General features: G+C 68.3%; 26 protein-coding genes. 22 read left to right on the top strand and 4 right to left on the bottom strand.

Going from position 1 to position 22,551, the window contains the following annotated elements; all coding sequences use genetic code 11:
* The first annotated feature begins 164 nt into the window (after nucleotides 1-164).
* From VFY73_RS03075 to VFY73_RS03040, 8 genes are all read left to right on the top strand, one after another.
* A complete protein-coding gene (locus VFY73_RS03075) occupies nucleotides 165-692 on the top strand; it encodes a hypothetical protein (protein ID WP_329716442.1) in 528 nt (175 codons plus the stop codon).
* A 116-nt stretch (nucleotides 693-808) separates the two neighbouring features.
* Complete coding sequence (locus VFY73_RS03070) at nucleotides 809-1,936, top strand: cytochrome c oxidase subunit II (RefSeq protein ID WP_329716441.1); 1,128 nt, start codon at nucleotides 809-811, stop codon at nucleotides 1,934-1,936.
* A gap of 44 nt (nucleotides 1,937-1,980) precedes the next feature.
* Nucleotides 1,981-3,729, top strand: coding sequence for a cytochrome c oxidase subunit I (locus tag VFY73_RS03065; RefSeq protein WP_329716440.1), 1,749 nt, complete (start codon nucleotides 1,981-1,983; stop codon nucleotides 3,727-3,729).
* 10 nt (nucleotides 3,730-3,739) lie between these two features.
* Entirely contained in the window at nucleotides 3,740-4,414 is a 675-nt protein-coding gene (locus VFY73_RS03060) for a cytochrome c oxidase subunit 3 (RefSeq protein WP_329716439.1), read from the top strand.
* A gap of 21 nt (nucleotides 4,415-4,435) precedes the next feature.
* The gene (locus VFY73_RS03055; protein ID WP_329716438.1) at nucleotides 4,436-5,260 is read left to right on the top strand and encodes a heme-copper oxidase subunit III family protein; all 825 of its coding nucleotides are present in this window, start codon (nucleotides 4,436-4,438) and stop codon (nucleotides 5,258-5,260) included.
* A gap of 10 nt (nucleotides 5,261-5,270) precedes the next feature.
* Nucleotides 5,271-5,621, top strand: coding sequence for a cytochrome C oxidase subunit IV family protein (locus tag VFY73_RS03050; protein WP_329716437.1), 351 nt, complete (start codon nucleotides 5,271-5,273; stop codon nucleotides 5,619-5,621).
* A gap of 10 nt (nucleotides 5,622-5,631) precedes the next feature.
* Nucleotides 5,632-6,546, top strand: coding sequence for a heme o synthase (gene cyoE / locus VFY73_RS03045; protein WP_414654379.1), 915 nt, complete (start codon nucleotides 5,632-5,634; stop codon nucleotides 6,544-6,546).
* Between the two features lie 176 nt (nucleotides 6,547-6,722).
* Nucleotides 6,723-7,136, top strand: a complete 414-nt coding sequence (locus tag VFY73_RS03040) for a hypothetical protein (protein ID WP_329716435.1) — start codon at nucleotides 6,723-6,725, stop codon at nucleotides 7,134-7,136.
* A 160-nt stretch (nucleotides 7,137-7,296) separates the two neighbouring features.
* On the opposite strand, the gene VFY73_RS03035 is transcribed toward VFY73_RS03040, so the two are convergent.
* Nucleotides 7,297-7,638 carry a hypothetical protein gene (locus VFY73_RS03035; protein ID WP_329716434.1) on the bottom strand — a complete coding sequence of 114 codons (342 nt, stop codon included), beginning with the start codon at nucleotides 7,636-7,638 and terminating at the stop codon, nucleotides 7,297-7,299.
* Between the two features lie 359 nt (nucleotides 7,639-7,997).
* On the opposite strand from VFY73_RS03035, the gene VFY73_RS03030 reads away from it, so the two are divergent.
* The 3 genes from VFY73_RS03030 to VFY73_RS03020 all read left to right on the top strand — a co-directional run bounded on the left by VFY73_RS03030 (nucleotide 7,998) and on the right by VFY73_RS03020 (nucleotide 11,081).
* Nucleotides 7,998-8,315 carry a BON domain-containing protein gene (locus VFY73_RS03030; RefSeq protein WP_329716433.1) on the top strand — a complete coding sequence of 106 codons (318 nt, stop codon included), beginning with the start codon at nucleotides 7,998-8,000 and terminating at the stop codon, nucleotides 8,313-8,315.
* A 65-nt stretch (nucleotides 8,316-8,380) separates the two neighbouring features.
* Entirely contained in the window at nucleotides 8,381-10,513 is a 2,133-nt protein-coding gene (locus VFY73_RS03025) for an AsmA family protein (protein WP_329716432.1), read from the top strand.
* Between the two features lie 157 nt (nucleotides 10,514-10,670).
* Nucleotides 10,671-11,081 carry a response regulator transcription factor gene (locus VFY73_RS03020; RefSeq protein ID WP_329716431.1) on the top strand — a complete coding sequence of 137 codons (411 nt, stop codon included), beginning with the start codon at nucleotides 10,671-10,673 and terminating at the stop codon, nucleotides 11,079-11,081.
* Between the two features lie 35 nt (nucleotides 11,082-11,116).
* Here the strand turns inward: VFY73_RS03020 and VFY73_RS03015 are convergent, their stop codons facing one another.
* Complete coding sequence (locus tag VFY73_RS03015) at nucleotides 11,117-11,749, bottom strand: response regulator transcription factor (RefSeq protein WP_329716430.1); 633 nt, start codon at nucleotides 11,747-11,749, stop codon at nucleotides 11,117-11,119.
* 45 nt (nucleotides 11,750-11,794) lie between these two features.
* Between VFY73_RS03015 and VFY73_RS03010 the strand changes: the two genes are divergently transcribed.
* The 5 genes from VFY73_RS03010 to VFY73_RS02990 all read left to right on the top strand — a co-directional run bounded on the left by VFY73_RS03010 (nucleotide 11,795) and on the right by VFY73_RS02990 (nucleotide 15,066).
* Nucleotides 11,795-13,234, top strand: a complete 1,440-nt coding sequence (locus VFY73_RS03010) for a CHASE3 domain-containing protein (protein ID WP_329716429.1) — start codon at nucleotides 11,795-11,797, stop codon at nucleotides 13,232-13,234.
* Nucleotides 13,235-13,431: 197 nt separating this feature from the next.
* Entirely contained in the window at nucleotides 13,432-13,596 is a 165-nt protein-coding gene (locus tag VFY73_RS03005) for a DUF1328 domain-containing protein (protein ID WP_329716428.1), read from the top strand.
* Nucleotides 13,597-13,650: 54 nt separating this feature from the next.
* A complete protein-coding gene (locus tag VFY73_RS03000; protein WP_329716427.1) occupies nucleotides 13,651-14,049 on the top strand; it encodes a hypothetical protein in 399 nt (132 codons plus the stop codon).
* A 322-nt stretch (nucleotides 14,050-14,371) separates the two neighbouring features.
* A complete protein-coding gene (locus tag VFY73_RS02995) occupies nucleotides 14,372-14,851 on the top strand; it encodes a BON domain-containing protein (protein WP_329716426.1) in 480 nt (159 codons plus the stop codon).
* Between the two features lie 35 nt (nucleotides 14,852-14,886).
* Nucleotides 14,887-15,066 (top strand): hypothetical protein, encoded by a 180-nt coding sequence (locus VFY73_RS02990; protein ID WP_329716425.1) that lies wholly within the window; start codon nucleotides 14,887-14,889, stop codon nucleotides 15,064-15,066.
* Between the two features lie 60 nt (nucleotides 15,067-15,126).
* Here the strand turns inward: VFY73_RS02990 and VFY73_RS02985 are convergent, their stop codons facing one another.
* Nucleotides 15,127-16,401, bottom strand: coding sequence for an HD-GYP domain-containing protein (locus VFY73_RS02985; protein WP_329716457.1), 1,275 nt, complete (start codon nucleotides 16,399-16,401; stop codon nucleotides 15,127-15,129).
* A 255-nt stretch (nucleotides 16,402-16,656) separates the two neighbouring features.
* Between VFY73_RS02985 and VFY73_RS02980 the strand changes: the two genes are divergently transcribed.
* From VFY73_RS02980 to VFY73_RS02965, 4 genes are all read left to right on the top strand, one after another.
* Nucleotides 16,657-17,508 carry an alpha/beta hydrolase gene (locus tag VFY73_RS02980; RefSeq protein ID WP_329716424.1) on the top strand — a complete coding sequence of 284 codons (852 nt, stop codon included), beginning with the start codon at nucleotides 16,657-16,659 and terminating at the stop codon, nucleotides 17,506-17,508.
* A gap of 56 nt (nucleotides 17,509-17,564) precedes the next feature.
* Entirely contained in the window at nucleotides 17,565-18,095 is a 531-nt protein-coding gene (locus VFY73_RS02975; protein ID WP_329716423.1) for a GNAT family N-acetyltransferase, read from the top strand.
* Between the two features lie 5 nt (nucleotides 18,096-18,100).
* Complete coding sequence (bla, locus tag VFY73_RS02970) at nucleotides 18,101-18,991, top strand: class A beta-lactamase (RefSeq protein ID WP_329716422.1); 891 nt, start codon at nucleotides 18,101-18,103, stop codon at nucleotides 18,989-18,991.
* A 135-nt stretch (nucleotides 18,992-19,126) separates the two neighbouring features.
* Nucleotides 19,127-19,648, top strand: a complete 522-nt coding sequence (locus VFY73_RS02965; RefSeq protein ID WP_329716421.1) for a DUF6622 family protein — start codon at nucleotides 19,127-19,129, stop codon at nucleotides 19,646-19,648.
* A 118-nt stretch (nucleotides 19,649-19,766) separates the two neighbouring features.
* Here the strand turns inward: VFY73_RS02965 and VFY73_RS02960 are convergent, their stop codons facing one another.
* Entirely contained in the window at nucleotides 19,767-20,747 is a 981-nt protein-coding gene (locus VFY73_RS02960) for an MBL fold metallo-hydrolase (protein ID WP_329716420.1), read from the bottom strand.
* A 207-nt stretch (nucleotides 20,748-20,954) separates the two neighbouring features.
* Here VFY73_RS02960 and VFY73_RS02955 point away from each other — a divergent pair, with 207 nt between their 5' ends.
* Both VFY73_RS02955 and VFY73_RS02950 read left to right on the top strand, forming a co-directional pair.
* Nucleotides 20,955-21,986: a LysR family transcriptional regulator gene (locus VFY73_RS02955; RefSeq protein WP_329716419.1), complete on the top strand. Its 1,032-nt coding sequence runs from the start codon at nucleotides 20,955-20,957 to the stop codon at nucleotides 21,984-21,986.
* Between the two features lie 11 nt (nucleotides 21,987-21,997).
* Nucleotides 21,998-22,534 (top strand): HD domain-containing protein, encoded by a 537-nt coding sequence (locus VFY73_RS02950; RefSeq protein ID WP_329716418.1) that lies wholly within the window; start codon nucleotides 21,998-22,000, stop codon nucleotides 22,532-22,534.
* The last annotated feature ends 17 nt before the right edge of the window (nucleotides 22,535-22,551 follow it).

Genomic DNA, 22,551 nt, shown 5'->3' with positions numbered 1-22,551 from the left:
CGCGGGCGCCGTCGCGCTTTTGGCAATTTTGTCGCCCCCCCTGGCGATGCCCTGCTGCCTGCCCCGGCCGCCGTGCCGGCTGTCGTGCCTGTCCTTGTCCTTGTCGAATCCTCTCCCGCCCTGCCCGGCCGCTCTGCGGCCGTTTTGCGTTCTTGGAGGTGACCATGGAACTGCGTCTTCGTCTGCACCATTGGGAGGGCCGCTCGCCCGACTTGGTGGCGGCCGCCGTCGCCGGCTTCGCCGCCGGCGCGGTGTTGATGGTGCTGGAGTTGCTGTGGGCTGGCGCGATGATGGGCGAGGCACCGTGGCGCATCTCGCAGTTCGTCGCCGCGATCACGATGGGGCCCTACTCGGTGCTGCATGCACCGGCCCATGTGTTCGACCCGACCATCGTCGGCGTCGCACTGGCCACGCACTACGTGCTGGGCATCAGCTTCGGCTTGGTGCTGGGCGCGGTGGTGGCCGGCTACCACTATGACGACGACACCAGGGTGTCGCTGCCGGTGATCGGCGCGATTTTCGGTGCGTTGCTGTACCTGCTCAATTTCTTCGCGCTGACCGAGGTCTTCCCGTGGTTCGCCGAGATGCGGGCCTGGGGCACGTTCGGTGCGCACGTGGTATTCGGCATCACCGCCGCCGTGCTGTACGGCAAGCTGGCCCAGTACCGCCAGCGGCGCCAAGACCAAGGCTGAACCCGCCCCCCACCGGGCCGCCCGAGGCGGCCCGCCGTGTCCCCGGCCGCGCAGCACGACGCCGTGCCGCCGGCACCAGCCCAGCACCGGGCCCGCCCACGTCGGAGCTTCGAACCATGAGCATCGCGATCGCGCTGTTGCTGATCGTCGTCGCGAGTGTCGTCTTCCACCTGCTCACGCCCTGGTGGTTGACGCCGCTTGCCTCGAACTGGACCCAGATGGACCAGACGCTGTCGATCACGATGGGGGTGACCGGCGCGTTCTTCGTCGTCATCCTGCTGTTCGTGGTCTACACGCTGTGGCGCTTCCGGCACCGGCCGGGCAGCCCGCGCGCCGCCTACCAGCCGGACAACCGCAAACTCGAGCATTGGCTGATCGGCATCACCTCGGTCGGCATCGTGGCGCTGTTGGCACCGGGGCTGAAGGTCTACGCCGACTACGTGCAGCCGCCCTCCAACGCGATGCAACTGGAGGTGCTGGGCCAGCAATGGCAGTGGCGCTACCGCTTCCCCGGCGACGACGGCAAGCTGGGCGGCAGCGACGCCCGCTTCTTCAGCGCCACCAACCCGTTCGCGCTGGACCCGGCCGACGCCAGCGGCCAGGACGACGTGCTGATCACCGGCAACGAGGTGCACCTGCCCCTGAACCAGCCGGTCAAGGTGCTGGCGCGCTCGCACGACGTGCTGCACGACTACTTCGTGCCGCAGTTTCGCGCCCGCATGAACATCGTGCCGGGCCAGATGAGCTGGTTCTGGTTCACGCCGACGCAGACCGGTCGCTACGAGGCGATGTGCGCACAGCTGTGCGGCGTGGGCCATCCGAACATGCACGGGCTGGTCGTCGTCGAGGACGATGCCGCCTTCAAGGCCTGGTTGAAGAAGCAGACGACCTTCGGCGTCAGCATGAAGCCGCCAGCACCGTCGGCACCATCGGGCGCCACCGGCGCCGACCTGGTGGCGCAGGGCGCTGCGATCGCGCAGTCCAAGGGCTGCACCGCCTGCCACACGATCGATGGCAATCCCGGCGTCGGCCCGACCTGGAAGAACCTGTTCGGCAAGACCGAGACGATGGTCGACGGCTCGACCGCCAAGGTCGACGACGCTTACCTGCGCGACTTCATCAAGAACCCGAACGCCCGCGCAATCAAGGGCTTCGCGCAGGTGATGCCACCGATCCCCGTCACCGACCACGAGATGGATGCGCTGGTCGCCTACATCAAGGCACAGGGCACCGCGCCGCAATGACGATTCCGGCAGTTCCCCGCCGCCCCAGCTGACAGGACACCGCAATGGCCTACGCCGATACCGACGACCTGCACCAACACCACGAACCGCAGAGCTTCATCACCAAGTACGTCTGGAGCCAGGACCACAAGGTGATCGCCGTGCAGTACGGCGGCACCGCGATCCTGGTCGGCATCGTCGGGCTGGTGCTGTCCAACCTGATGCGGCTGCAGATCGGCTTTCCGGGCGTGTTCGAGTTCATCAACGCCGAGCGCTACTACCAGTTCGTCACGATGCACGGGATGATCATGGTGATCTACCTGCTGACCGCCCTGTTCCTGGGCGGCTTCGGCAACTACCTGATCCCGTTGATGATCGGTGCGCGGGACATGGTGTTCCCGTACATGAACATGCTGAGCTTCTGGGTCTACCTGCTCAGCGTGATCGTGCTGATGGCGAGCTTCTTCGTTCCCGGCGGGCCCACCGGCGCCGGCTGGACGCTGTACCCGCCACAGGCCATCCTGCCCGGCACGCCGGGGTGGGACTGGGGCATCATCCTGATGCTGGTGTCGCTGCTGATCTTCATCGTCGCGACGACGATGGGCGGCCTGAACTACGTCACCACCGTGCTGCAGGCGCGCTGCGAGGGCATGACGCTGATGCGCATGCCGCTGTCGGTCTGGGGCATCTTCACCGCCACCATCCTGGCGCTGCTGGCCTTCCCGGCGTTGTTCGTCTCGGGCGTGATGATGATGCTGGACAAGACGCTGGGCACCAGCTTCTTCATGCCGGCGCTGGTCAGTCTGGGCCAGGTCAGCGACCACAAGGGCGGCAGCCCGCTGCTGTTCCAGCACCTGTTCTGGTTCTTCGGCCATCCCGAGGTCTACATCGTCGCGCTGCCGGCCTTCGGCATCGTCTCGGACCTGATCAGCGTGCACGCGCGCAAGGCGATCTTCGGCTACCGCACGATGGTCTGGGCGATCGTGATCATCGGAGGCTTGAGCTTCGTGGTCTGGGCCCACCACATGTTCGTCAGCGGCATGAACCCCTGGTTCGGCTTCTTCTTCGCGACCAGCACGCTGATCATCGCGGTGCCGACAGCGATCAAGGTCTACAACTGGGTGCTCACGCTGTGGCGCGGTGACATCCACCTGACGGTGCCGATGCTGTTCACCTTGGCCTTCCTGCTGACCTTCCTGTCTGGCGGCCTGACGGGGTTGTTCCTGGGCAACGTCAGCGTCGACATCCCGCTGTCGGGCACCTACTTCGTCGTCGCCCACTTCCACATGGTGATGGGCGTGGCGCCGCTGCTGGTCGTCTTCGGCGGCATCTACCACTGGTACCCGAAGATCACCGGCCGCATGCTCAACGACACGCTGGGCAGATGGCACTTCTGGATCACCTTCCTCGGCACCTACCTGATCTATTTCCCGATGCACTATCTGGGCGTGCTCGGCATGCCGCGTCGTTACCACAACTACGAGGGTTACCAGTTCATTCCGCCGTCGGCGCACACGCTGAACGAGTTCATCACGGTGGTCGCGCTGTTCCTCGGCGTGGCGCAGCTGATCTACGTGGTCAACCTGCTGTGGAGCCTGAAGTACGGCGAAAAGGCCCCGCCCAACCCGTGGCGCGCCTGCTCGCTCGAATGGTTCACGCCGCAGACACCGCCCAAGCACCTGAACTGGGGCGCCAAGCTGCCTGTCGTGCACCGCTGGGCCTACGCGTTCAACATGCCGGGCTCGCACGAGGACTACATCCCGCAGAACGCACCGGCATCGGCCGGTGGCGCCGAGCCGTCCCAAGAACGCTGAAAGGAACATGATGCCCCCACGCTCCCTTCCGGTCGCTGCCCCCCGCGGGGGCTCGCGCAGCGGCCCGGCAAAGCCGGATCCGCGCACGCCCCTTGATGCGGTCGAGCCCGATCGCGCCCGCACCACCAGCACCGCGCTGTGGCTGTTCATCGGTGTCGCGACGACCTTCTTCTCGCTGTTCCTCGTCGCCTACGGCATGCGGATGGATGCCGTCGACTGGTCGCCGATCCCGATGCCGCCGCAGCTGTGGTTGTCCACGCTGTTGCTGCTGGCCGGTGGGGTGTTCATGCATTTCGCCGGTTCGACCGCGGCCGCCGGCCAGGGCACGCGGCTGAAGCCGATGCTGATCGCCGGTGGCGCCGCGGCGGCGGCGTTCGTTGGCTCGCAACTGTGGGGCTGGCAAGCGCTGATCGACCAGCGGGTGATGCTCAGCGGCAATCCGGCCGCGAGCTTCTTCTACGTGCTGACGGCGCTGCACGGCCTGCACGTGCTCGGCGGGCTGGTGGCGTGGAGCATCGCCGCACAAGCCCTGTCGACACCAGCGGCCGAGCTTCGAGCGGTGGCCTGGCGGGTGCAGCTGTGTGCACGCTACTGGCATTTCCTGTTCGCCGTGTGGCTGGTGCTGTTCGCCGCGCTCGCGCTGCTGACCCCCGAGATCGTGCGCTACATCTGCGGTCGCAGCTAACGACATCAAAGGAGTGACGCGATGACCGACATGCCTTTGGATCCACCCGGCGCTGTCGCAGGCGGCGGCCGCGGCGCCGCGCCGTCAGCCCATGCGCCCCCCCACGATGACGGCCAGGTCGCCGGCTGGCGCGGCCTGGTGGCCGACTGGTCGGGCGACCAGCAGACCTTCCAGGTCGCCTGGGGCAAGGCGATGATGTGGATCTTCCTGCTGTCCGACACCTTCATCTTCGGCTCGTTCCTGACCGGCTACATGACGGTGCGCGCCTCGACCACCGTGCCGTGGCCGAACCCGAGCGAGGTGTTCTCGCTCGACATCGCCGGCAAGCCGGTGCCGTTGCTGCTGATCGCGATCATGACCTTCATCCTGATCACCTCCAGCGGCACGATGGCGATGGCGGTCAACTGCGCCTACCGCCGCGACAAGGTCAACGCCGCGCGGCTGATGTTCATCACCGCCTTCTTCGGTGCCACCTTCGTCGGCATGCAGGCCTTCGAGTGGACCAAGCTGATCATCGACGAAGGCGTGCGGCCCTGGGGCAACCCGATGGGAGCGGCGCAGTTCGGCTCGGTCTTCTTCATGGTCACCGGCTTCCACGGTCTGCACGTGTCGGCCGGCGTGATCTACCTGGCGGTGGTCGCGATCCGCTTGCTGAACGGCAAGTACGACACAGGTGCCCCCAAGTCCGGGCATGGGCCCGGCCTGCCCCCCGCGGCGGGTGCTGGTCTCGGGAGCGGCCCAGCGCCCAGCGGCGGCAACTACCAGATCGTCGAGATCGTCGGCCTGTACTGGCACTTCGTGGACCTGGTCTGGGTCTTCATCTTCGCCTTGTTCTACCTCTGGTGAAAGGTCCGCCATGGAACAGCAACTCGTTCCCTTCGCTGCCGCGGCGCGGCCGCAACAACAGCACCAGCAGCACCCGATCGCGCTGTACTTCAAGATCTGGGGCATGCTGTTCGTGCTCAGCACGCTGTCGTACCTGGTGGACTACTTCCACTTCCAGGGCGCCTTGCGCTGGACGCTGATCCTGGTCTTCATGATGTTGAAGGCCGGGCTGATCGTCGCCGTCTTCATGCACATGGCCTGGGAGAGGATGGCGCTGGTCTGCGCGATCCTGATTCCGCCCGGGGCGCTGATCGTGCTGGTGGGCCTGATGGCTTCGGAGGCCAACTACACCAACCTGACCCGGCTGCTGTTCTTCCGCTAGGAGATCCATCATCGCCACCCCGCTGACCTTGCCAGCCGGCCGCCGGGCCGCCTGGCGCGAATACTTCGAGCTGACCAAACCGCGCGTCGTCGCACTGATGCTGTTCACTGCCGTGGTCGGCATGCTGCTGGCCAGCCCCGCGGCGCCGCCGTGGCCCGTGCTGGCCTTCGGCTCGCTCGGCATCGCACTGGTGGCCGGCAGCGCCGCAGCGATCAACCACCTGGTCGACCAGCGCATCGACGCGGTGATGGCGCGCACGCGCGGCCGCCCGCTGCCGCGCGGCGCGCTCGGCACGCCGCAGGTCGCGCTGTTCGCCGGTGTGATCGGGCTGGCCGGCACGGCGCTGCTGCTGGCCTTCACCAACGTGTTGTGCGCCGTGTTGACCGTGGGTTCGCTGATCGGCTATGCCGGCATCTACAGCCTGTTCCTGAAGCACCGCACGCCGCAGAACATCGTGATCGGCGGTGCCGCCGGCGCGGCGCCGCCGCTGCTGGGCTGGGTTGCCGTCAGCGGGCAGGTCGAGCCGGGGGCATTGCTGCTGTTCCTGATCATCTTCGTCTGGACACCGCCGCATTTCTGGGCCCTGGCGATCCACCGCAGGGACGACTACGCCCGCGCCGGCGTGCCGATGCTGCCGGTGATCCACGGCGTGCCCTTCACCACGTTGCGCGTGCTGCAGTACGCGATCGTGCTATGGGCGATCACGCTGGTCCCGCAGGCGATCGGCCTGGTCAGCGGCGTCGGCGGCTGGCTCTACACGCTCGGCGCAGCCGGCTTCGGCGCGCGCTTCGTCTGGTTCGCGCGGCGGCTGCGGCAAGACCCCGCCCGTTGGGCCATGCCCACGTTCCGCTACTCGATCGTCGACCTGTTCGCGCTGTTTGCATTGCTGCTGGGCGAGCATTACCTGTCGATGGCGCTGGCCTGATTCGGCTCGGGTGCGCAGCGCGCTGCCGCGCAGGCCCGAACCTTGCCCATACCCCGGACTCGGCCCTCTCTGAAGGCCTTGCCCTACACGCCGAACCGCCCGCGTCCGATGGAGCGTGCGCGGCGCGCTGCCGAAGATGCGCGACATGGCATGTCTTTCAATGAAAGGAGCACACCATGTTCAAAGCATCCGTGATCGCCCTGTCGCTGCTGGCGCCGGTGGCGGCCATGCTGCCGCAAGCCGCCTCGGCCGAGGTCGACGTCAACCTGGTGCTGCGGGTTCCGCCACCCGCACCTCGCTATGAGCCGGTGCCCGCGGCACGCCCGGGCTTCGTCTGGACACCGGGCTACTGGGCCTGGCGCGGCAACACGCATGTGTGGGTCGGCGGCACCTGGACGGCTGCCCGCCCGGGCTATGTCTACGTCCAACCGCGCTGGGTCGAGCGCAATGGCCAATGGCACTTCACGCACGGCGCCTGGGCCCGCCACGACAAGGACCACGACGGTGTGCGCAACTCGCGGGATGCCGACCGTGACGGCGACGGCGTGCCGAACTGGGTCGACCGTCGCCCGAACACGGACGGCCGCTGACGGCCTGTCGGACGCGCCCGACCCCCCCTCAATCCTGAAGCTGCCCCGGCCCGTCGGATAGACGACCGGGGCCTTTTTGTGTCGAGCGCATGCAAGAAGCGGCCGGTATGACCCGGCCGCTTCGGTGGGCCTCGGGACGATCCGAGGCGCGTGGCTTGCGCTACTGTGCCGGCGCCGGTTCGTCCTCCTGCACCGGCGTCGAGACGTCCACCGGCTGCTCGTCGGTCACGATGACGCGGCTGGTGTCTTCCACGCTGCGTTCGGTGGGCCGCTCACTCGTCGGCGGTGCAGCATTCGACGTCGTCGCCGATTCGGTCGCCGCGGGCGGCGGCGGCAGTGTGTCCTTCTCATCGGTGTCGTTCACCGCCAGCAGCGCTGCCGCGGCGGCCACTGCCACGGCCGCCAACACGCCCGGCCAGTGCCGGCGGGCCGGCTCGTAGAGCGGGTACTGTGCCGGGGGCTGCGCGTGTACGCGTGTGTCGTGATGGGCATGGGTGATCATCGTCTTCTCCTTCGCGGTGGGGACGTCGCTCCAGTCTGCGCAGGTCGGCGCGCGGGGGGCGTCGGGCACCGGGCGGGTCGGATGTAGGACAGCAGCGCAACCAGGCCGGGCTTGGCCACTCCTGCGCCGGGCGCGGCGGCGTCCTACAGCGGACGGCGCAGTCTTCCGATGGGGGTGGGCGGCGCCGGGACCTAAGGTCTCGCCATCGACAAGTCGGCCCCGTCGGCAGCGCCGCCGCCCAGCCTGTCGATCCGATGCCGGCCAGGCCCGAGGGGCGCGGGGCCGGTGGTTCGAAACCTTGCATTACTGCAACAGAGAAACAGGCACGGCCGCATGCCGACGCCTCGGAGGTCCCCATCATGAACGCCCGCACCACCTTTGTCGCCATCGCCACCGCCCTGGCTGCGTTGACCACGTTGCCGGGTTGCGCCGTCTCGCGCGGCCAGTCATCGGTCGGCGAGTACATCGACGATGCCACGATCACCACGGCCGTGAAGGCCAAGTTCGTCGAATCGAAGGCCGTGGACGCCACCTCGATCAAGGTCGAAACGCTGAACGGCGAGGTCATGTTGTCCGGCTTTGCCAAGACCGGCACCGAGCGCGGCGAAGCCGAGAACCTGGCGCGCAATGTGCACGGCGTGAAGGCCGTGAAGAACCAGATCGTCGTGCGGTCCTGAGCGACGTGGCCCACCACTCCCTGGCCCGACGACTGCCCTGGGCCGAGTGAGCGGAAGCCTCCACCGTGAATCACGAACCTCAACCCCCGACGCCCACGCCAGCGCCGCCACCACGTCCCCGCCATCGCTGGCATTGGGCGTTGCCGTTGTCGCTGGTGGCGGCCCTGGTGGCCGCGGTCGGCGTGGCCGAATGGCAAGGCTGGCGCTTCCTGGCCCATCCGGCCGAGCGCTGGATGACCGGCCACCTCGAACGCGATGTCGACTTCGGCGACGACGCGGCGAACGGCTTTCGCCTGTCGCTGCTGGGCCGCATCCGGCTGCAGGTGGCCGAGCTGAACATCGCGAATCCGTCATGGAGCCAGCTGGGCCCGATGGTGCAGGCCCGACAAGCCGAGTTGAAGTTGCGCTACCGCGACCTGATGGCGGCCCGAAGCGGTGATGCGCTGACTGTCCAATCCCTGCAGGCCGATGGTCTGCAACTGCAACTGGAACGCAAGGCCGATGGCCGCGCCAGTTGGCAATTCGGCGCTGACCCAGCCACCCCCCCCAACACAGACAAGCCGCCGATCGACGGCGTGCACTTCGAATCGCTGATCGTTCGCGGCGGCCGGCTGACGCTGATCGACGCGCCAAGCGCCGTCCAGCTGGAAGGCCAGTTCGCCTACCTGCCAGACGCATGGAAGAACCAGCCAGGCTGGACGGCGGAGGCCAAGGGCCGCTACCGCGACGCGCCGATCGCGCTGCAGGCGCGCACGGGTTCGGTGTTGCCCGGCATAGACGCGTTGAGCCCCTCCGATGTGCCGCTCAGCTTCGAAGGAAGTGCCGGCCGCGCCAGGCTGAAGTTCGACGGCAACGTGCGCGACCTGCTCGGGCAGCAGACGCTGAACGGGCGCTACCTGCTCAGCGGCCCGTCGCTCGCCGCGGTCGGTGAACCGCTGGGGGTCACCTTGCCGACCACCGCCCAGTTCACGATGCAGGGTCAGTTGCAGCGCGAAGGCACCCGCTGGACGACGCAGGTCCAGTCGGCCCATATCGGCCGCAGCCGGTTGGCCGGCGAGTTCGAGTTCCGCAACCGCCCCGGCGAGTTGCCCTCGCTGACCGGCGAGCTGCGCGGCCCGGTGCTGTGGCTGCAGGATCTGGGGCCGGCGATCGGCGCCGCGCCCGAACCCGAGCTGGCCAAGACGAAGCCGGGTCCATCGGACAACGACGAGCGCGTGCTACCCGACCGGCCGCTGGACCTGCCGTCGCTGGCGATGATGAAGGCCGATGTACGCATCAAGCTGGACCAGCTGGAACTCGGCCACCCGAAGCTGCAGTCGCTGCGGCCGCTGAAAGCCCACCTGACGTTGAACGACAGCGTCCTCACGCTGGAGGACCTGGATGCGACGCTGGCGCAAGGCCGGGTCTGGGGCCGCATTCAGCTCGATGGGCGGCGCCCGGACAACGGCGTGTGGACAGCGGATCTGTCGACCAGCGGCTTGCGCCTGGAACAGTGGATTCAACAGGACCGGCCCAAGGACCAGCCGCCCTATGTAGCCGGCGACCTCGGCGGTCGCTTCAGGCTGACCGGCCACGGCCGATCGATCGCCGACCTGCTGGCCACCGCCGATGGCCAGGCCCAGTTGCTGTGGACCCGCGGCCGGATGTCGCACCTGGTGGTCGAGGCGGCCGGCATCGACATCGCGCAGGCGCTGGGCGTGATGCTGCGCGGTGACGACGCGCTGGCAGTCAACTGTGGTGCTGCCGATCTGCAGGTGCAAAAAGGCCAGGTCTCGCCCAGAGTCCTGGTCGTCGACACCAGCGACTCGACGCTATGGGCAACAGGCAGCCTGTCGCTGGCCAGCGAAAAGCTCGACCTGATCGCCCGCGTCGCGCCCAAGGACATGAGCCCTCTGGCACTGCGCACGCCGGTGCACGTGCGAGGCACCCTGGGCGATCCGGATCTGTCGCTGGACAAAGGCCCGCTGGCTCGCCGCGTCGTGCCGGCGGTGCTGCTGGGCATGTTGAATCCGCTGGCGACGCTGTTGCCCTTGATCGACACGGGCGGCGACGAAGCCAAGGCCAAGCTCGCCGGCTGCCGGGAACTGGTGCAGCGGCACCAGCAGGCCGCGCAGAAGATGGCGCAAGGGGCTGCCGACAAGCCGGCCCGAAAGTCGGAGCAGAAGGTGGCCGCCACCGGGCCCGCGAAATCGCCGTAGGATTCGTCCGACAAGAAACACGTCGCTGCACGGACGCCCGAGGCCGGATGGGCGTTTGATAATCCGACCAAGCACCCAAGGCTGCCCTCGCAGGCCGCGGCGGGTTTCGGGACCTTTTCGCGGCTGCCCCCCGCTTCTCGTTCGTATGACCTCGCTGATGCCTGCCAGCGCCCTGCCGAACCCGCTCAGGTGCTTCCTCGTCGAAGACAGCGCGGTGATCCGGCAGAACCTGATCGCCACGCTCGAAGAGCTGCTGGCGGTGCAGATCGTGGGCACGGCCGAAGATGAGCGCAGCGCAGTCGACTGGCTGCAAACGCAGCCCAGCGATGCCTGCGACCTGATGATCATCGACATCTTCCTTCGCAAGGGCACCGGGCTGGAGGTGCTGCGTCAAGCGCGTGCGCTGCACCCACACGCCAGGCTGGTGGTGCTGACCAACTTCGCCACCGCCGACATGCGCAAGCGTTGCGCACAACTCGGCGCCGACCGCGTGTTCGACAAGTCGGCCGAGCTCGAAGAGCTGTTGGCCTATTGCGAGGGCCTCAGCCGGCCCCTGCCCCAAGCTTGACGCGCCGGCAAGGCGGCCGGCAGACCACCGTGCGGCTATTGGATCAAGCCGTTCTTCAGCGCGTAGTAGGTCAGGTCGCTGTTGGACGAGAGTTTCATCTTCTCCATCACCCGCGTGCGGTAGGTGCTGACCGTCTTGACGCTGAGCGCCATCGAGTCGGCCATGTGACCGATGGTCTCGCCCTTGGCCAGGCGCAGGAAGACCTGGAATTCGCGTTCGGACAGCTGCTCGTGCGGCAGCTTGTCGGGGTCGCCACCCAGCCCGTCGGCCAGCAGCTCGGCGACCGCGGCGGTGATGTACTTGCGACCCCGGTAGACGGTGCGGATCGCGGTGACGATCTCCTCCGGGTCGCACTCCTTGTTGAGGTAGCCGCTCGCCCCTTGGCGCAGCAAGGTGGTGGCGTAGTGCGTTTCGGGGAACCCGCTGAGGATCAGCACCGGCAGGTCGGGCTCGCGCGCCTTGATCGCAGCCAGCGCATCGACCCCGCTCTGGTCGGGCATCGACAGATCCATCACCAGCACGTCGACCTCGCCGGCACGCACCAGGTTGAGGGCTTCGCGGCCGTTGGCGGCTTCACCCGTGACACGCAAGTCGACCTGCTCGGACAGGAACTGGCGCAGCCCCGTACGAACGATCACATGGTCATCCACAATTCCAACCCTGATCATGGCGTACCTGTCGTCAACAGTTTTAAGGCAAGGGGAGTGTAGGCCATGCCCACCCGATTCGCTCCCTGGCTCGAACGGGCCCGCTACAAGACCTTGGCATTCCCGCTGGCCGCGCTGGTGGCCGGCCTGATGATCACGCTGAGCGAGCTGGCCTACCACGGCGCCGACACACGGCTGACCCGCCTGGCCGCGATGGACCAGGCCCGCTACGAGCTGTTGCGGGTGCTGCGCCGCGTGACCGATGCCGAGTCGGGCGAGCGCGGCTTCCTGCTGACCGGCGGCCCCGAATATTTGGTGCCGTACCAGTCGGCACGCTCCGACGTGTTCGATGGCCTGCAGAAGATCGAGAAGCTTTACAACGAAGCTGGCGACACCGCCTCGGACGTCCACCGCAAGCGCATCACCAGCCTGGTGATCGCCAAGCTCAGCGAGATGGAAGAGACGCTGCGGCTGGACAAGAGCGGCGCGCGCGACACGGCGCTCGAGATGGTGCGCACCGGCATCGGCCGCGACCAGATGGAGCAACTGCGCAAGGAGGTCGACGAGCTGCTGAAGGAGCAGAACCTGGCCAGCCGCGAAGCGCTGACCAGCGTCTACGACACCCTGCTGATGGGGCGGCTCGGCGTGGCGGCGTTGACGGCGGTCGGCCTGCTGGTGCTGAGTGGCTTTCTGCGCACCGGCCGCCTGCTCGACAGGCAACTGGCCGAACGCCAGGCCGAGGCCCAGGCCGAGCGCGAACGGCTGGAGCGCGAGGTACGGTTGCGCACCGCCGACCTGACCGAGCTCGCGCGCCACCTGCAGACCGCGCGCGAAGACGAGCGTGCGCGCCTGGCGCGCGATCTGCACGACGAACTCGGCGCGCTGCTGACGGCGGCCAAGCTCGATGTCGCGCGTATCCGCCCGAAGCTGCAACAGGCCGCGCCCGATCTGGCGCCGCGCCTGGCCCACCTGGTCGAGGCGCTGAACAGCGGCATTGCGCTGAAGCGCCGCATCATCGAAGACCTGCGCCCGTCGACGCTGAGCAGCCTGGGCCTGGTGCCGGCGCTGGAGATCCTGTGCAATGAATCGGCCGAGCGCATGGGCTTGCCGATCGTGGCGCGGCTCGAGCCCGTGCGGCTCGCCGCCGGCGCGGACCTGGTGGTGTTTCGCATCGTCCAGGAGTCGCTGACCAACATCGCGAAGTACGCCCGCGCGACGAAGGTCGAGGTCACCCTTGCCACAGACGGCGACGACGCCGTCGTCGAGGTGCGTGACAACGGCGCCGGCTTCGACACCAGCCAGCTGAGCAGCCGCGGCAGCCATGGCCTGCTCGGCATGCGCTTTCGTGTCGAGGCCGAGCGTGGCCAACTCAGCGTGCAGTCGGCGCCCGGTCGCGGCACCACGCTGAGCGCCCGGCTGCCGCTCGCGCCGGTGGTCGAGCCTGCCGCCGACGGCGCGCTCGACGCCGCATCGGTTTCGGCCAACGAGCCCCGCGCGCCGGCCTGAACGAGCCTGTCGACACACGGCCGATCAAAGCGTAGGCTTCGTCCTACGTGCTCTCGCATTGCGCACCGACATCCAGCCGCGTTGTCTGCTGCTGAAGTGCGAGCAGGCGCCTGCCTACATTGGACGCATCGCAGCAAAACCTGCGACCTTCCTCAACAGGGCAGCCCCCGCCGCCCTTGCCGTCCAAGGAGCACCAGATGTTGCACTACGCCGTTGTCTTTCTCGTTATCGCGCTGATCGCGGCGCTGCTCGGCTTCGGTGGGATCGCCGCCGGCGCTGCGGGCATCGCCAAGATCCTGTTCATTCTTTTCCTGGTCATGGCCGTCGCCGCATTCCTGATGGGGCTGCTGCGCAAGGGCTAGTCGCGGCCTGACGGCCGCCTTCGTTTTCCTCCCTGCCGATCGAAAGGAACCTCCATGAACACCACGACTTCACTCACCCAATCCGCCAGCGAAACGGCCGACCAGGTGGCCGCCAAGTTGGCCGCCAAGGCCCACGGCGCGGTGGACGCCACCCGTCGTGGCACCAACGGCGCGCTCGACAGCATCGATGCGGGCGTCGATCACATGCGTGACGCGGCTCCCTCGGCCTTCAGCCGGGCCGCAGCGCAGATGGAAGCCCTGACCCGCCGGGGCGTGGACCGTGCGCGTGACGCGAGCAACCAGGTCCGCGATCAGGCGCATCGTGCGGGCGACCGGGCGGTGGGCTACATCCAGCACGAGCCGGTCAAGTCGGTGCTGATCGCCGTGGCGGCCGGTGCCGCGGTGGCGATGCTGGCGGGCTGGTTCGCCCGCTCACGCGCCGGCCGGCTCTGACACGCCGGCCCGGTCCGGCAGCGTGCCGATCGGCGCGCGCTGTGGCGCCCACGAAGGCTGCCTGCGGGCAGCTTTTTGTGTTTTTTGCAGGGCGCGCACAGGCACACCGATTGCTCATGGGACGGCACCGAGGTTTGTCAGCCACTTCCGACAAGGGGATGGGCGGCCCGCTGATAGGCGGTTCGACCCGCGAAACCTAGGCTCACATCCACGGTTGAGCGGTTTTTGTTCCTTCGACCGACGACCCGGCACCCCAGTGGGGACGCGCCGGCCTCACATGGAGCCGCCCTGCCGCGGCCTGAACAACGAAAGAGGAATCGACATGAACTTCCATCAACGCTCCACCACCCATGCCAGCGTGCTGGCTGCCGCCTTGGTCTCTTCGTTCCTGATGATCGGCTGCCAGAAGCAGGACGACACCACCGCCGGCCAGAAGCTCGACAGCGCGATCGCGAAAACCGAGCAGAAGGCCGATGAGGCCAAGATCGCGACCGAGAACGCCGCGAACCGTGCGGAGCAGAAGATCGACAACGCCACCGACCAGATGGCCGCCAAGGTCGACAGCGCCACCGACAAGATGGCCACCAGGGCCGAAGACGTGGCGATCACCGCCAAGGTCAACGCCGCGCTGGCCGGCGATCCGAAGCTGAGTGCGCTGAAGATCGACGTCGACACCGTCAGTGGCCGCGTCAACCTGTCGGGTTTTGCGCCTGATGCAGCATCACGTGATCGCGCCACCGAATTGACCCGGGCAGTCAACGGGGTGGTCAGCGTCGAGAACCGACTCGAAGTTCGCCCCTGAGCGACCCGACGGGTTGAGAACCGGGAGATCGCACCATGAAGCAGATGAACGCGCCGACGTACCTGCTGATCACCTTGGCCTGCGCCGCGCTGGCCGTGCTGCAGCCGGTGGAAGCGGAGTCGCTGGATGCGGGTTCGATGGTGGCGATCACCAACCAGGTGCTGACCTCGCTGGCTGTGGATGACACCAGCGTGGCGCCGGCCCAAGCCGAGTAACTGTTCGGCCGGCACAGCACAGGGCCTGTCCGCCTGCGTGGCGGCAGGCCCTTCCTTCATTCAGACCGTCACGGCACGCAGGCTCTCGCACAGCGTCGCCAGCCGGCCGGCATCGCGGGGCGCCAGCTCGCCGGCGCGCAGCATCGCCGCCCGCTCGATGGCGCGCAGGCGGAACACCAGCTCCTCCTCGATCGCCTCGACTTCGGCTGCATCGCGCGTGTTCAGGGCTTGCGAGCTCCACAAACCACTCGCGTTCCAGCCCACCCGCAACCGGCCCAACAGGTGACGCCCCAGCGCAACTGCGTTTTTCAGCGCCGGCGATTCGGCATCCAGCGCCAGCACCGCGACACTCTCCTCGGCCGCGCGCAAGGCACTGTCCAGCCGGCCCAGGCGGGCCTGAACTTCGGCGGTGCCCAGTCTGGCACGGCTGGGCAGCTCGGCGCGGGCACCGGCCTCGACCACGCGGGTCCAGTACAGGTCGAACTCACCAGGTACCGCCCGCAGCGAGACGCTGGCACGCGCCAGCAATGGCCGTTCGGCGTGGCGCAGCGTGCCCAGCGTGGCCTCGGTGACCGCCAGCATCCGGCCGAGCGCCGAAACGTCGTCGGACTGCAGCCCGTGCGGGTAACCCGAGCCGTCGAGCCGCTCGTGGTGTTCGGCGATGGCGCGCGACAACGCGCCGGGGTAGTTGGTCAGCTGGGCGATCAGCAGGTGCCCGACATGCGGGTGCACGACCAGCTGTTGGTAGCTGACGAAGTCGAGTTCCCGGTCGGCCTCGGCCTCACCGTGGCGCGGGTCGATGTACATCTCGCCCAGGTCGTGCAGCAGGCCGCACAACAAGGCCATACGCATCTCGGCGGTGCCGCCACCGTGCGCGTCCATCATCGCGCCGCACAGCGCCATCGCCTGCACCGCATGCTCGAAGGACTCCGGCCGTGAGGCCTGGCTGGCCGTCAGCAGCAGTTGCGGCACCGAATGCAGCGGCAGGTGCGCCGCCTCTTTCAGGATGCGGCCGGCATGCGGCCGGATCAGCGCCGTCACCGGGCTGTCACGTTCGAGCAAGGCTTCGACCGATTGCACCAGCGCGTATGCGGTGACGCCGTCTGCGGCCAGCAGGCAGCTTTCGAGCGGGTTGCGCAGCTGACGGTCGAGCAGCCGGCGCTGCAGCGCGCTCGAGACCGGCTGGTCGCGCGCCCAGAGCTTGATGCCCGAGATGTCGAAAATGTCGCGCGAGGCGATGATGCTCTTGGTCTGGCTGGCTTCGAGGATCGTCGCCAGCGCATGCTGGTTGGCGACCGAGAAGGACGGGCCGCGAGCGACCGTTGTTGCGTTCATCACGATGAATCTCCCTGATTCGTTGTGGCACCTGGGGCGCGCGTGGTTCGGGATGCTGAGACCGCGTGCTTCGGCCGCGCAACGCGTGCTTGAAGCAGGGGTTTTCGCGGGCTTGGTGACAGTTCGAAACAGGTCTTGACGACGAGGACCGTCCGCCGCGGCTGTCGGTGCTTTCTCACAGGCCGATGCGGTCAGCGCTGGCAGCCTCGCCCCTCACGTCGACGGACCATCGGTGAGGACTTGCAGGAGCTGACCATGACACTCGATGCGTTCCACCGCCACATCGCCGGACCGGCCGGCGCGTTGTTCGTCGACGACGGCGGCCAGGGCGGGCTGCCGCTGCTGTTCGTCCACTCGTTCGCCGGCAACACCGGCCACTGGCAGGCCCAGCTGTCGCACCTGCGGCCGCAGCGTCGCGCGTTGGCCATGGACTGGCGCGGCCACGGCGAGTCCGAGCCGCCCGAGGGCCTGGATTACGCGATCGACAGCATCGCCGAAGACATTGCGGCGGTGGCCGATGCGCTGGCCTTGCCGCGCTTCGTGCTGGTGGGCCACAGCATGGGTGGCGCCGCAGCGGTGGCCTACGCCGGCGCCCATCGCGACCGGCTGGCCGGCCTGGTGCTGGTCGGCGCCCCCGGCCGCACCGACCCCGCGGCTGCCAGAGCCATCCTCGACGCCCTGCACACCGACTACGACGCAGTGATGGAAAGGTACTGGCAATCGCTGACGACCCAGGCCCGACCCAGCGTGCACGCCTTGTTGAATGTCGAACGCGGCGAGATCGGCCGCGACGCGACGGTGGCGATGATCGAGGCGATATTGGCGTTCGACCCATTGCCCGCGCTCGCTCGCTACGCCGGCCCGGCCCTGCTGATCGACACGCTGCATGGCGACAGCCCGACAGCGTTGTACCGCCAAGCTCGGCAGCTCAAACGGCGGATGATCGGCGGCACCAGCCACTGGCCACACCTGGACGACCCCACCACCTTCAATCAGGTGCTGGACGAGTTCCTGGTGAAAGTGGACCCCCACGCCCCCTCCGGGGACTGCCCCCCGAGGGGGCTCGCGCAGCGGACCGGCAAAGCCGGCTCCGCGCACGCCACTTGAAGAGCGGCGGCGCTGCGCGCGCCGCGTGACCGTGCGGTCGTGACTCAGAATGGGGCATGACCATCCTGAGCACCGCGCGCCTGCGCCTCGAACCCTTCGACGATGTCCACTTGGACGGGCTGTACGAACTGAACCGCGACCCGGTGGTGATGCGCTACATCACCGGCAAGGCCGAGACGCGGGAGGACACCCGGGCCGCCATCGATCGCGTCAAGGCGCGCTGGATCGAATGGGGCTACTCGTGGTGGTCCTTCGTTGAACTCGACAGCGGCCAGATCGTCGGTGCCGGCTGCATCCAGCACCTGGCACGCGACGCCACCAACCCGCTGGAGATCGGCTGGCGCCTGCGGCAAGACCGCTGGGGCCAGGGCCTGGCATCCGAAGCGGCACGCACGATGGCCGGCTGGGCCTTCGACCACCTGAAGACGCCACTGCTGCTGTCGGTCTGCCATGTCGACAACCTCGCATCGGCCAAGGTGATGCAGCGGCTGGGCATGCGCTGCCGCGGCGTGGAGCGCTGGTACGACATGGACACGGCCGTCTACGAAATCACGCAGGCCGAATGGCAGGCGCAGTCAGCACAATGAGCGGCATGTCGACCCCTCCCGATATCCGACGCCGCCAGCTGCTGCTGGGCGGCACCGCCCTGCCGTTGGCCGGCTGGTCCCTGCCGTCCCTCGCAGAACGCCAGGCCACGGCCGCGCGCGACCAGCTCAGGCTGCTCGAAGCCGATTTCAAAGGCCGCCTCGGCGTCTTTGCGCTCGATGCCGGCAGCGGCGAACACCTCGGCCACCGTGCCGACGAGCGCTTCCCGTTGTGCAGCACCTTCAAGATGATGCTGGCCGCCGCGGTGCTGGGGCGCAGCGTGCGCGAGCCCCGGCTGCTTCAGCAGCGGCTGCCCTATTCGAAGCGCGACCTGGTCAGCTATTCGCCGATCACCGCGCAGCACGTCGGTGCCGGCATGACGGTGGCGGCGTTGTGCGAAGCCACCGTGCAGGTCAGCGACAACACCGCCGCCAACGTGCTGATGAAGCGCCTGGGCGGCCCGGCGGCGGTCACCGCATTCGCCCGCAGCATCGGCGACGAGAGCTTCCGCCTCGACCGCTGGGAGACCGAGCTGAACACGGCCCTGCCCGGCGACGCGCGCGACACGACCACGCCCGACGCGATGGTGCGCAGCCTGCAGCGCCTGGCGCTCGGTGAGGCGCTGCCCGCGCTGCAACGCGCCCAGCTGCAGGATTGGCTGCGCGGCGCCACGACCGGCGCCGAGCGCATCCGTGCCGGCGTGCCAGCCGACTGGCGGGTCGGCGACAAGACCGGCACCGGCGACCACGGCACCGCCAATGACATCGCGGTGATATGGCCGCCGCACCGCGCGCCGCTGGTGCTGGCCGTCTACACGACGCAGCCCTCGCAGGACGCCAAGCCGCGCAACGAGGTGCTGGCCGCTGCCGCGCGCATCGTCGCGAGCTGGGCGGGCTGACCGTCCGCCGCTGGCGCCATTTCCACCACCACTCGCGCCGGCCGAGCCCCGCCGATCGCAAGCGGCTCGCCACCGCCGAGGCGGCCCGGCACCATCGCGCCCATCGATGTTGAACACAAACAGATGGAGCCCGCGATGCTGATGCAGATTCTTCTTCACACCCCCTTCTGGGTGTTCGGTCTGTTCGCCGTGCTGCTGGTGGTCGGTCTGTTGCAGCTGTCCGCGCGCCACGCCAGCCTGGTGAAGGTCTCGATCCTGCCGCTGGCGATGCTGGGCCTGTCGTTCTACGGCGTCAGCGCCGGCTTTGACTCGCAGCCCTGGGTGCTGCTGGTGTGGCTGCAGGCGCTGAGCGCGAGCGCGTGGCTGGTGATGCGCCGCCCACTGCCGGCCGGCACCGGCTACGACGAAGCCACACGCACGTTCACGTTGCCGGGAAGCGCCGTGCCGCTGGTGATGATGATGGGGATCTTCGTCACCAAGTACGCCGTCGGCGTGGCGATGGTGCTGCAACCCGGGCTGGCGCAACACACCACGTCCGCCCTCGCGATCAGCCTGCTGTATGGCGCGCTGAGCGGCGTGTTCCTCGGCCGGGCCATGCGCTTGTGGCGCCTGGTGACGCCGTTCACGCAGACAAGCCCGATCTTCGCAACACGCTAGGCCGATCCCAACGGGGCGCGCGAAGCGCCGCCCCCTTCAAGTGGCGGGCGCGGATCCGGCTCTGCCGGGCCGCTGCGCGAGCCCCCTCGGGGGGCCCGCCGGAGCGGGCGTGGGGGCGTCAATAATTGTCGTTGACGTAGCGCACCGGCAGCCAGACATAGCCGTTGCCCTGCTTGCGCAGGTGCCCGATGCCCGGGAAGGTGACGTGCGACGGCGCGACGAGGTAGCCCTGTTTGGCCGCGTCTGCGAACGCGGTCAGGCGCTGGGCCTTGGCGGCCTTCGAGTCGACGTCGAACGCGACGGTGATCTCCGGCTCGGGGAACTGCACCTCTTCGAAGTGCATCAGGTCGCCCCAGAAAACCAGCTTCTGGCCTTGGCTCTCGAGCACGTAGAAGCTGTGGCCCGGCGTGTGGCCGTGGGTCGGCTGGGTGCGCACGCCCGGCACGATCTCGGTCGCACCGGTGAACGGCTTGACTTTGCCGGCCTTCACGTAGGGGTTCAATGCCGCCTGCGCCATCTTGAAGAAGCCTTGTGCCTCCTTCGGCGCAGCCTCGGTCTTCGCCGCGTCGAGCCAATGGTCCAGCTCGGCCTTGTCGGCATGCACGGTCGCGTTCGGGAACTGGATCGCGTCGCCGTTGACCAGACCGCCGACGTGGTCGGCGTGCAGGTGGGTGATGACGATGTCGGTCACCTGGTCCGGCGCGTAGCCGGCTGCCTTCATGCTGGTTTGCAGCTTGTTCAGCGTCGGGCCGAAAAAGCTGCCGGCGCCGGCATCGACCAGCACCAGCTTGCTGCCGACCTTGATCAGGTAGGCGTTGACCGAGGTGTGCAGCGGGCCGGTCTGGTGCGCCTGCTTCAGCAGGTCGGCCACGTGCTCGGGCTTGGCACCGGTCAGGATGCTGGACTGCAGCACGACGCTGCCGTCGGACAGCGCGGTGACCTCGGCGTCGCCGAGCATCATGCGCACATAGCCGGCCTGGGCCTTGGCCAGCGTCGGCGGGGGCGGCGTCTGTGCCGACGCCGTGGTGACGCCAGCCCACAGGCTGGTCACCAGTGCAGCGGCGACAGCGGTTCTTGCGAAGGCGGTGGGGTTCAACATGATGTGTCCTTGCTGTGTTCTGCGGGAAACGGGAAAGGAGTTCCTCCATCGGTGTCGCGACCATGAGGGTCGTCGGGCGCGGGGCCGGATTTCCCCGACCGACCGCGGCGCCGGTGGAAGACGCGGGCCGAACGATAGGCCGTGGCGCCGGGGCAAACAAGCACCGCGGCAAGCGGGCTGTATTTCTGTGGTGCAACAATCGATCGGATGGACAAGTTCGCCGCCTTGCAAGCCTTCGCCCGGGTTGTCGAATGTGGCAGCTTCACCAAGGCAGCCACCTCGCTGGGCGCCACCAACGCCGCTGTCACGCGCTCGGTGCAAGACCTGGAGGCGCACCTGCGCACCAAACTGATCCACCGCACGACGCGGCGACTGAACATCACGCCCGACGGCCAGCGGCTGTACGAACGCGCCGCCGGCTGGCTCGACGACTGGCAGGCGCTCGAGGCCAGCGTCGTCAACGCACAGGCCTCACCGCGCGGGCGCCTGCGGGTCGACATCGGCGCCGCACTCGCACGCCAGTTCCTGATCCCGGCGCTGCCGGCCTTTCACGCGCGTTACCCCGACATCGAGATCAGCCTGGGCGTCGGCGACGGCCTGACCGACCTGATCGGCCAGAACATCGACTGCGTGATCCGCGGCGGTGTGATCGAGGACGAATCGCTGGTGGCGCGCAAGCTCGGTGTCTTCAACTACGTCACCTGCGCCACGCCGCAATACCTGCGCACGCACGGCGTGCCCAAGCACCCGAGCGACCTGGAGGCACCGGCACACCGCGTGCTGAGCCTGTTCAGGCCGGGCAGCGGCGAGCTGCGGCCGCTGGCCTTCGAGCGCGGCGGCCAGCGGCTGACGGTGCAGGGCCGCAGCGTGCTGTCGCTCAACGAAAGCAACGCCTACGTGGCCGCCGGGCTCGCCGGTCTGGGCGTGATGTCGATCGCCGCGTTCCTGGTCAGCGACGCGCTGGCCGATGGGCGCCTGGTGAGGCTGTTGCCCGACTGGACCTGCGACGAGAAGCCGATCTACATCGCCCACGCGTCACGCCGCCACATGAGCACGCGCCTGCGGGTGTTCATCGATTGGGTCGTCCAGTTGTTCGAGCAGGAGCCGCTGTTCCGGCCTGGCGCGATGGTCCCGACCGGCGCTGTGGTCGGCCGCCCTCGCACGGCCGCGCCAACGCTGGTCAAGCGGCCACCACGCGCACCGCGCGCCGGCCAGGCCGCCCCCGGCTGCCCCCCCTGACGGAAGCCCCGATGACCACGCTCAACGCCACGGCCCGCTTGCTGGACGCGATCCATTTCGCTGCACAACGCCACCGCGACCAACGCCGCAAGGACCGCGAGGCCAGCCCCTACATCAATCACCCGCTGGCGCTGGCGCGGCTGCTGGCGGTCGATGTCGGCATCGACGACCAGGACGTGCTGATCGCCGCGATCCTGCACGACACGGTGGAAGACACCGAGACCACGCTGGACGAGCTGCGCGAACGCTTTGGCGACACCGTCGCCCGCATCGTCGCCGAGGTCACCGACGACAAGGCCTTGCCCAAGCACCGCCGCAAAGCCCTGCAGGTCGAGCACGCGCCGCGCAAGAGCCCCAGCGCCGCGCTGGTCAAGCTGGCCGACAAGATCTGCAACCTGCGCGACATCGCCAACTCACCACCGGCCGACTGGTCGTTGCAGCGGCGACGTGACTACTTCGACTGGGCCAAGCAGGTGATCGACGGCTTGCCGCCGGTCAGCGCGCCGCTGATGGCGTTGTTCGAGCAGGCGTACGCACTGCGGCCGTAGGGGCGCTGCGCGAAGGT

The sequence above is a fragment of the Ideonella sp. genome, from assembly GCF_036277275.1.
Classification (GTDB): domain Bacteria; phylum Pseudomonadota; class Gammaproteobacteria; order Burkholderiales; family Burkholderiaceae_C; genus Ideonella.
Note: the sequence above shows the minus strand (reverse complement) of the source record. Positions and strands in the feature narration are given on the sequence as shown.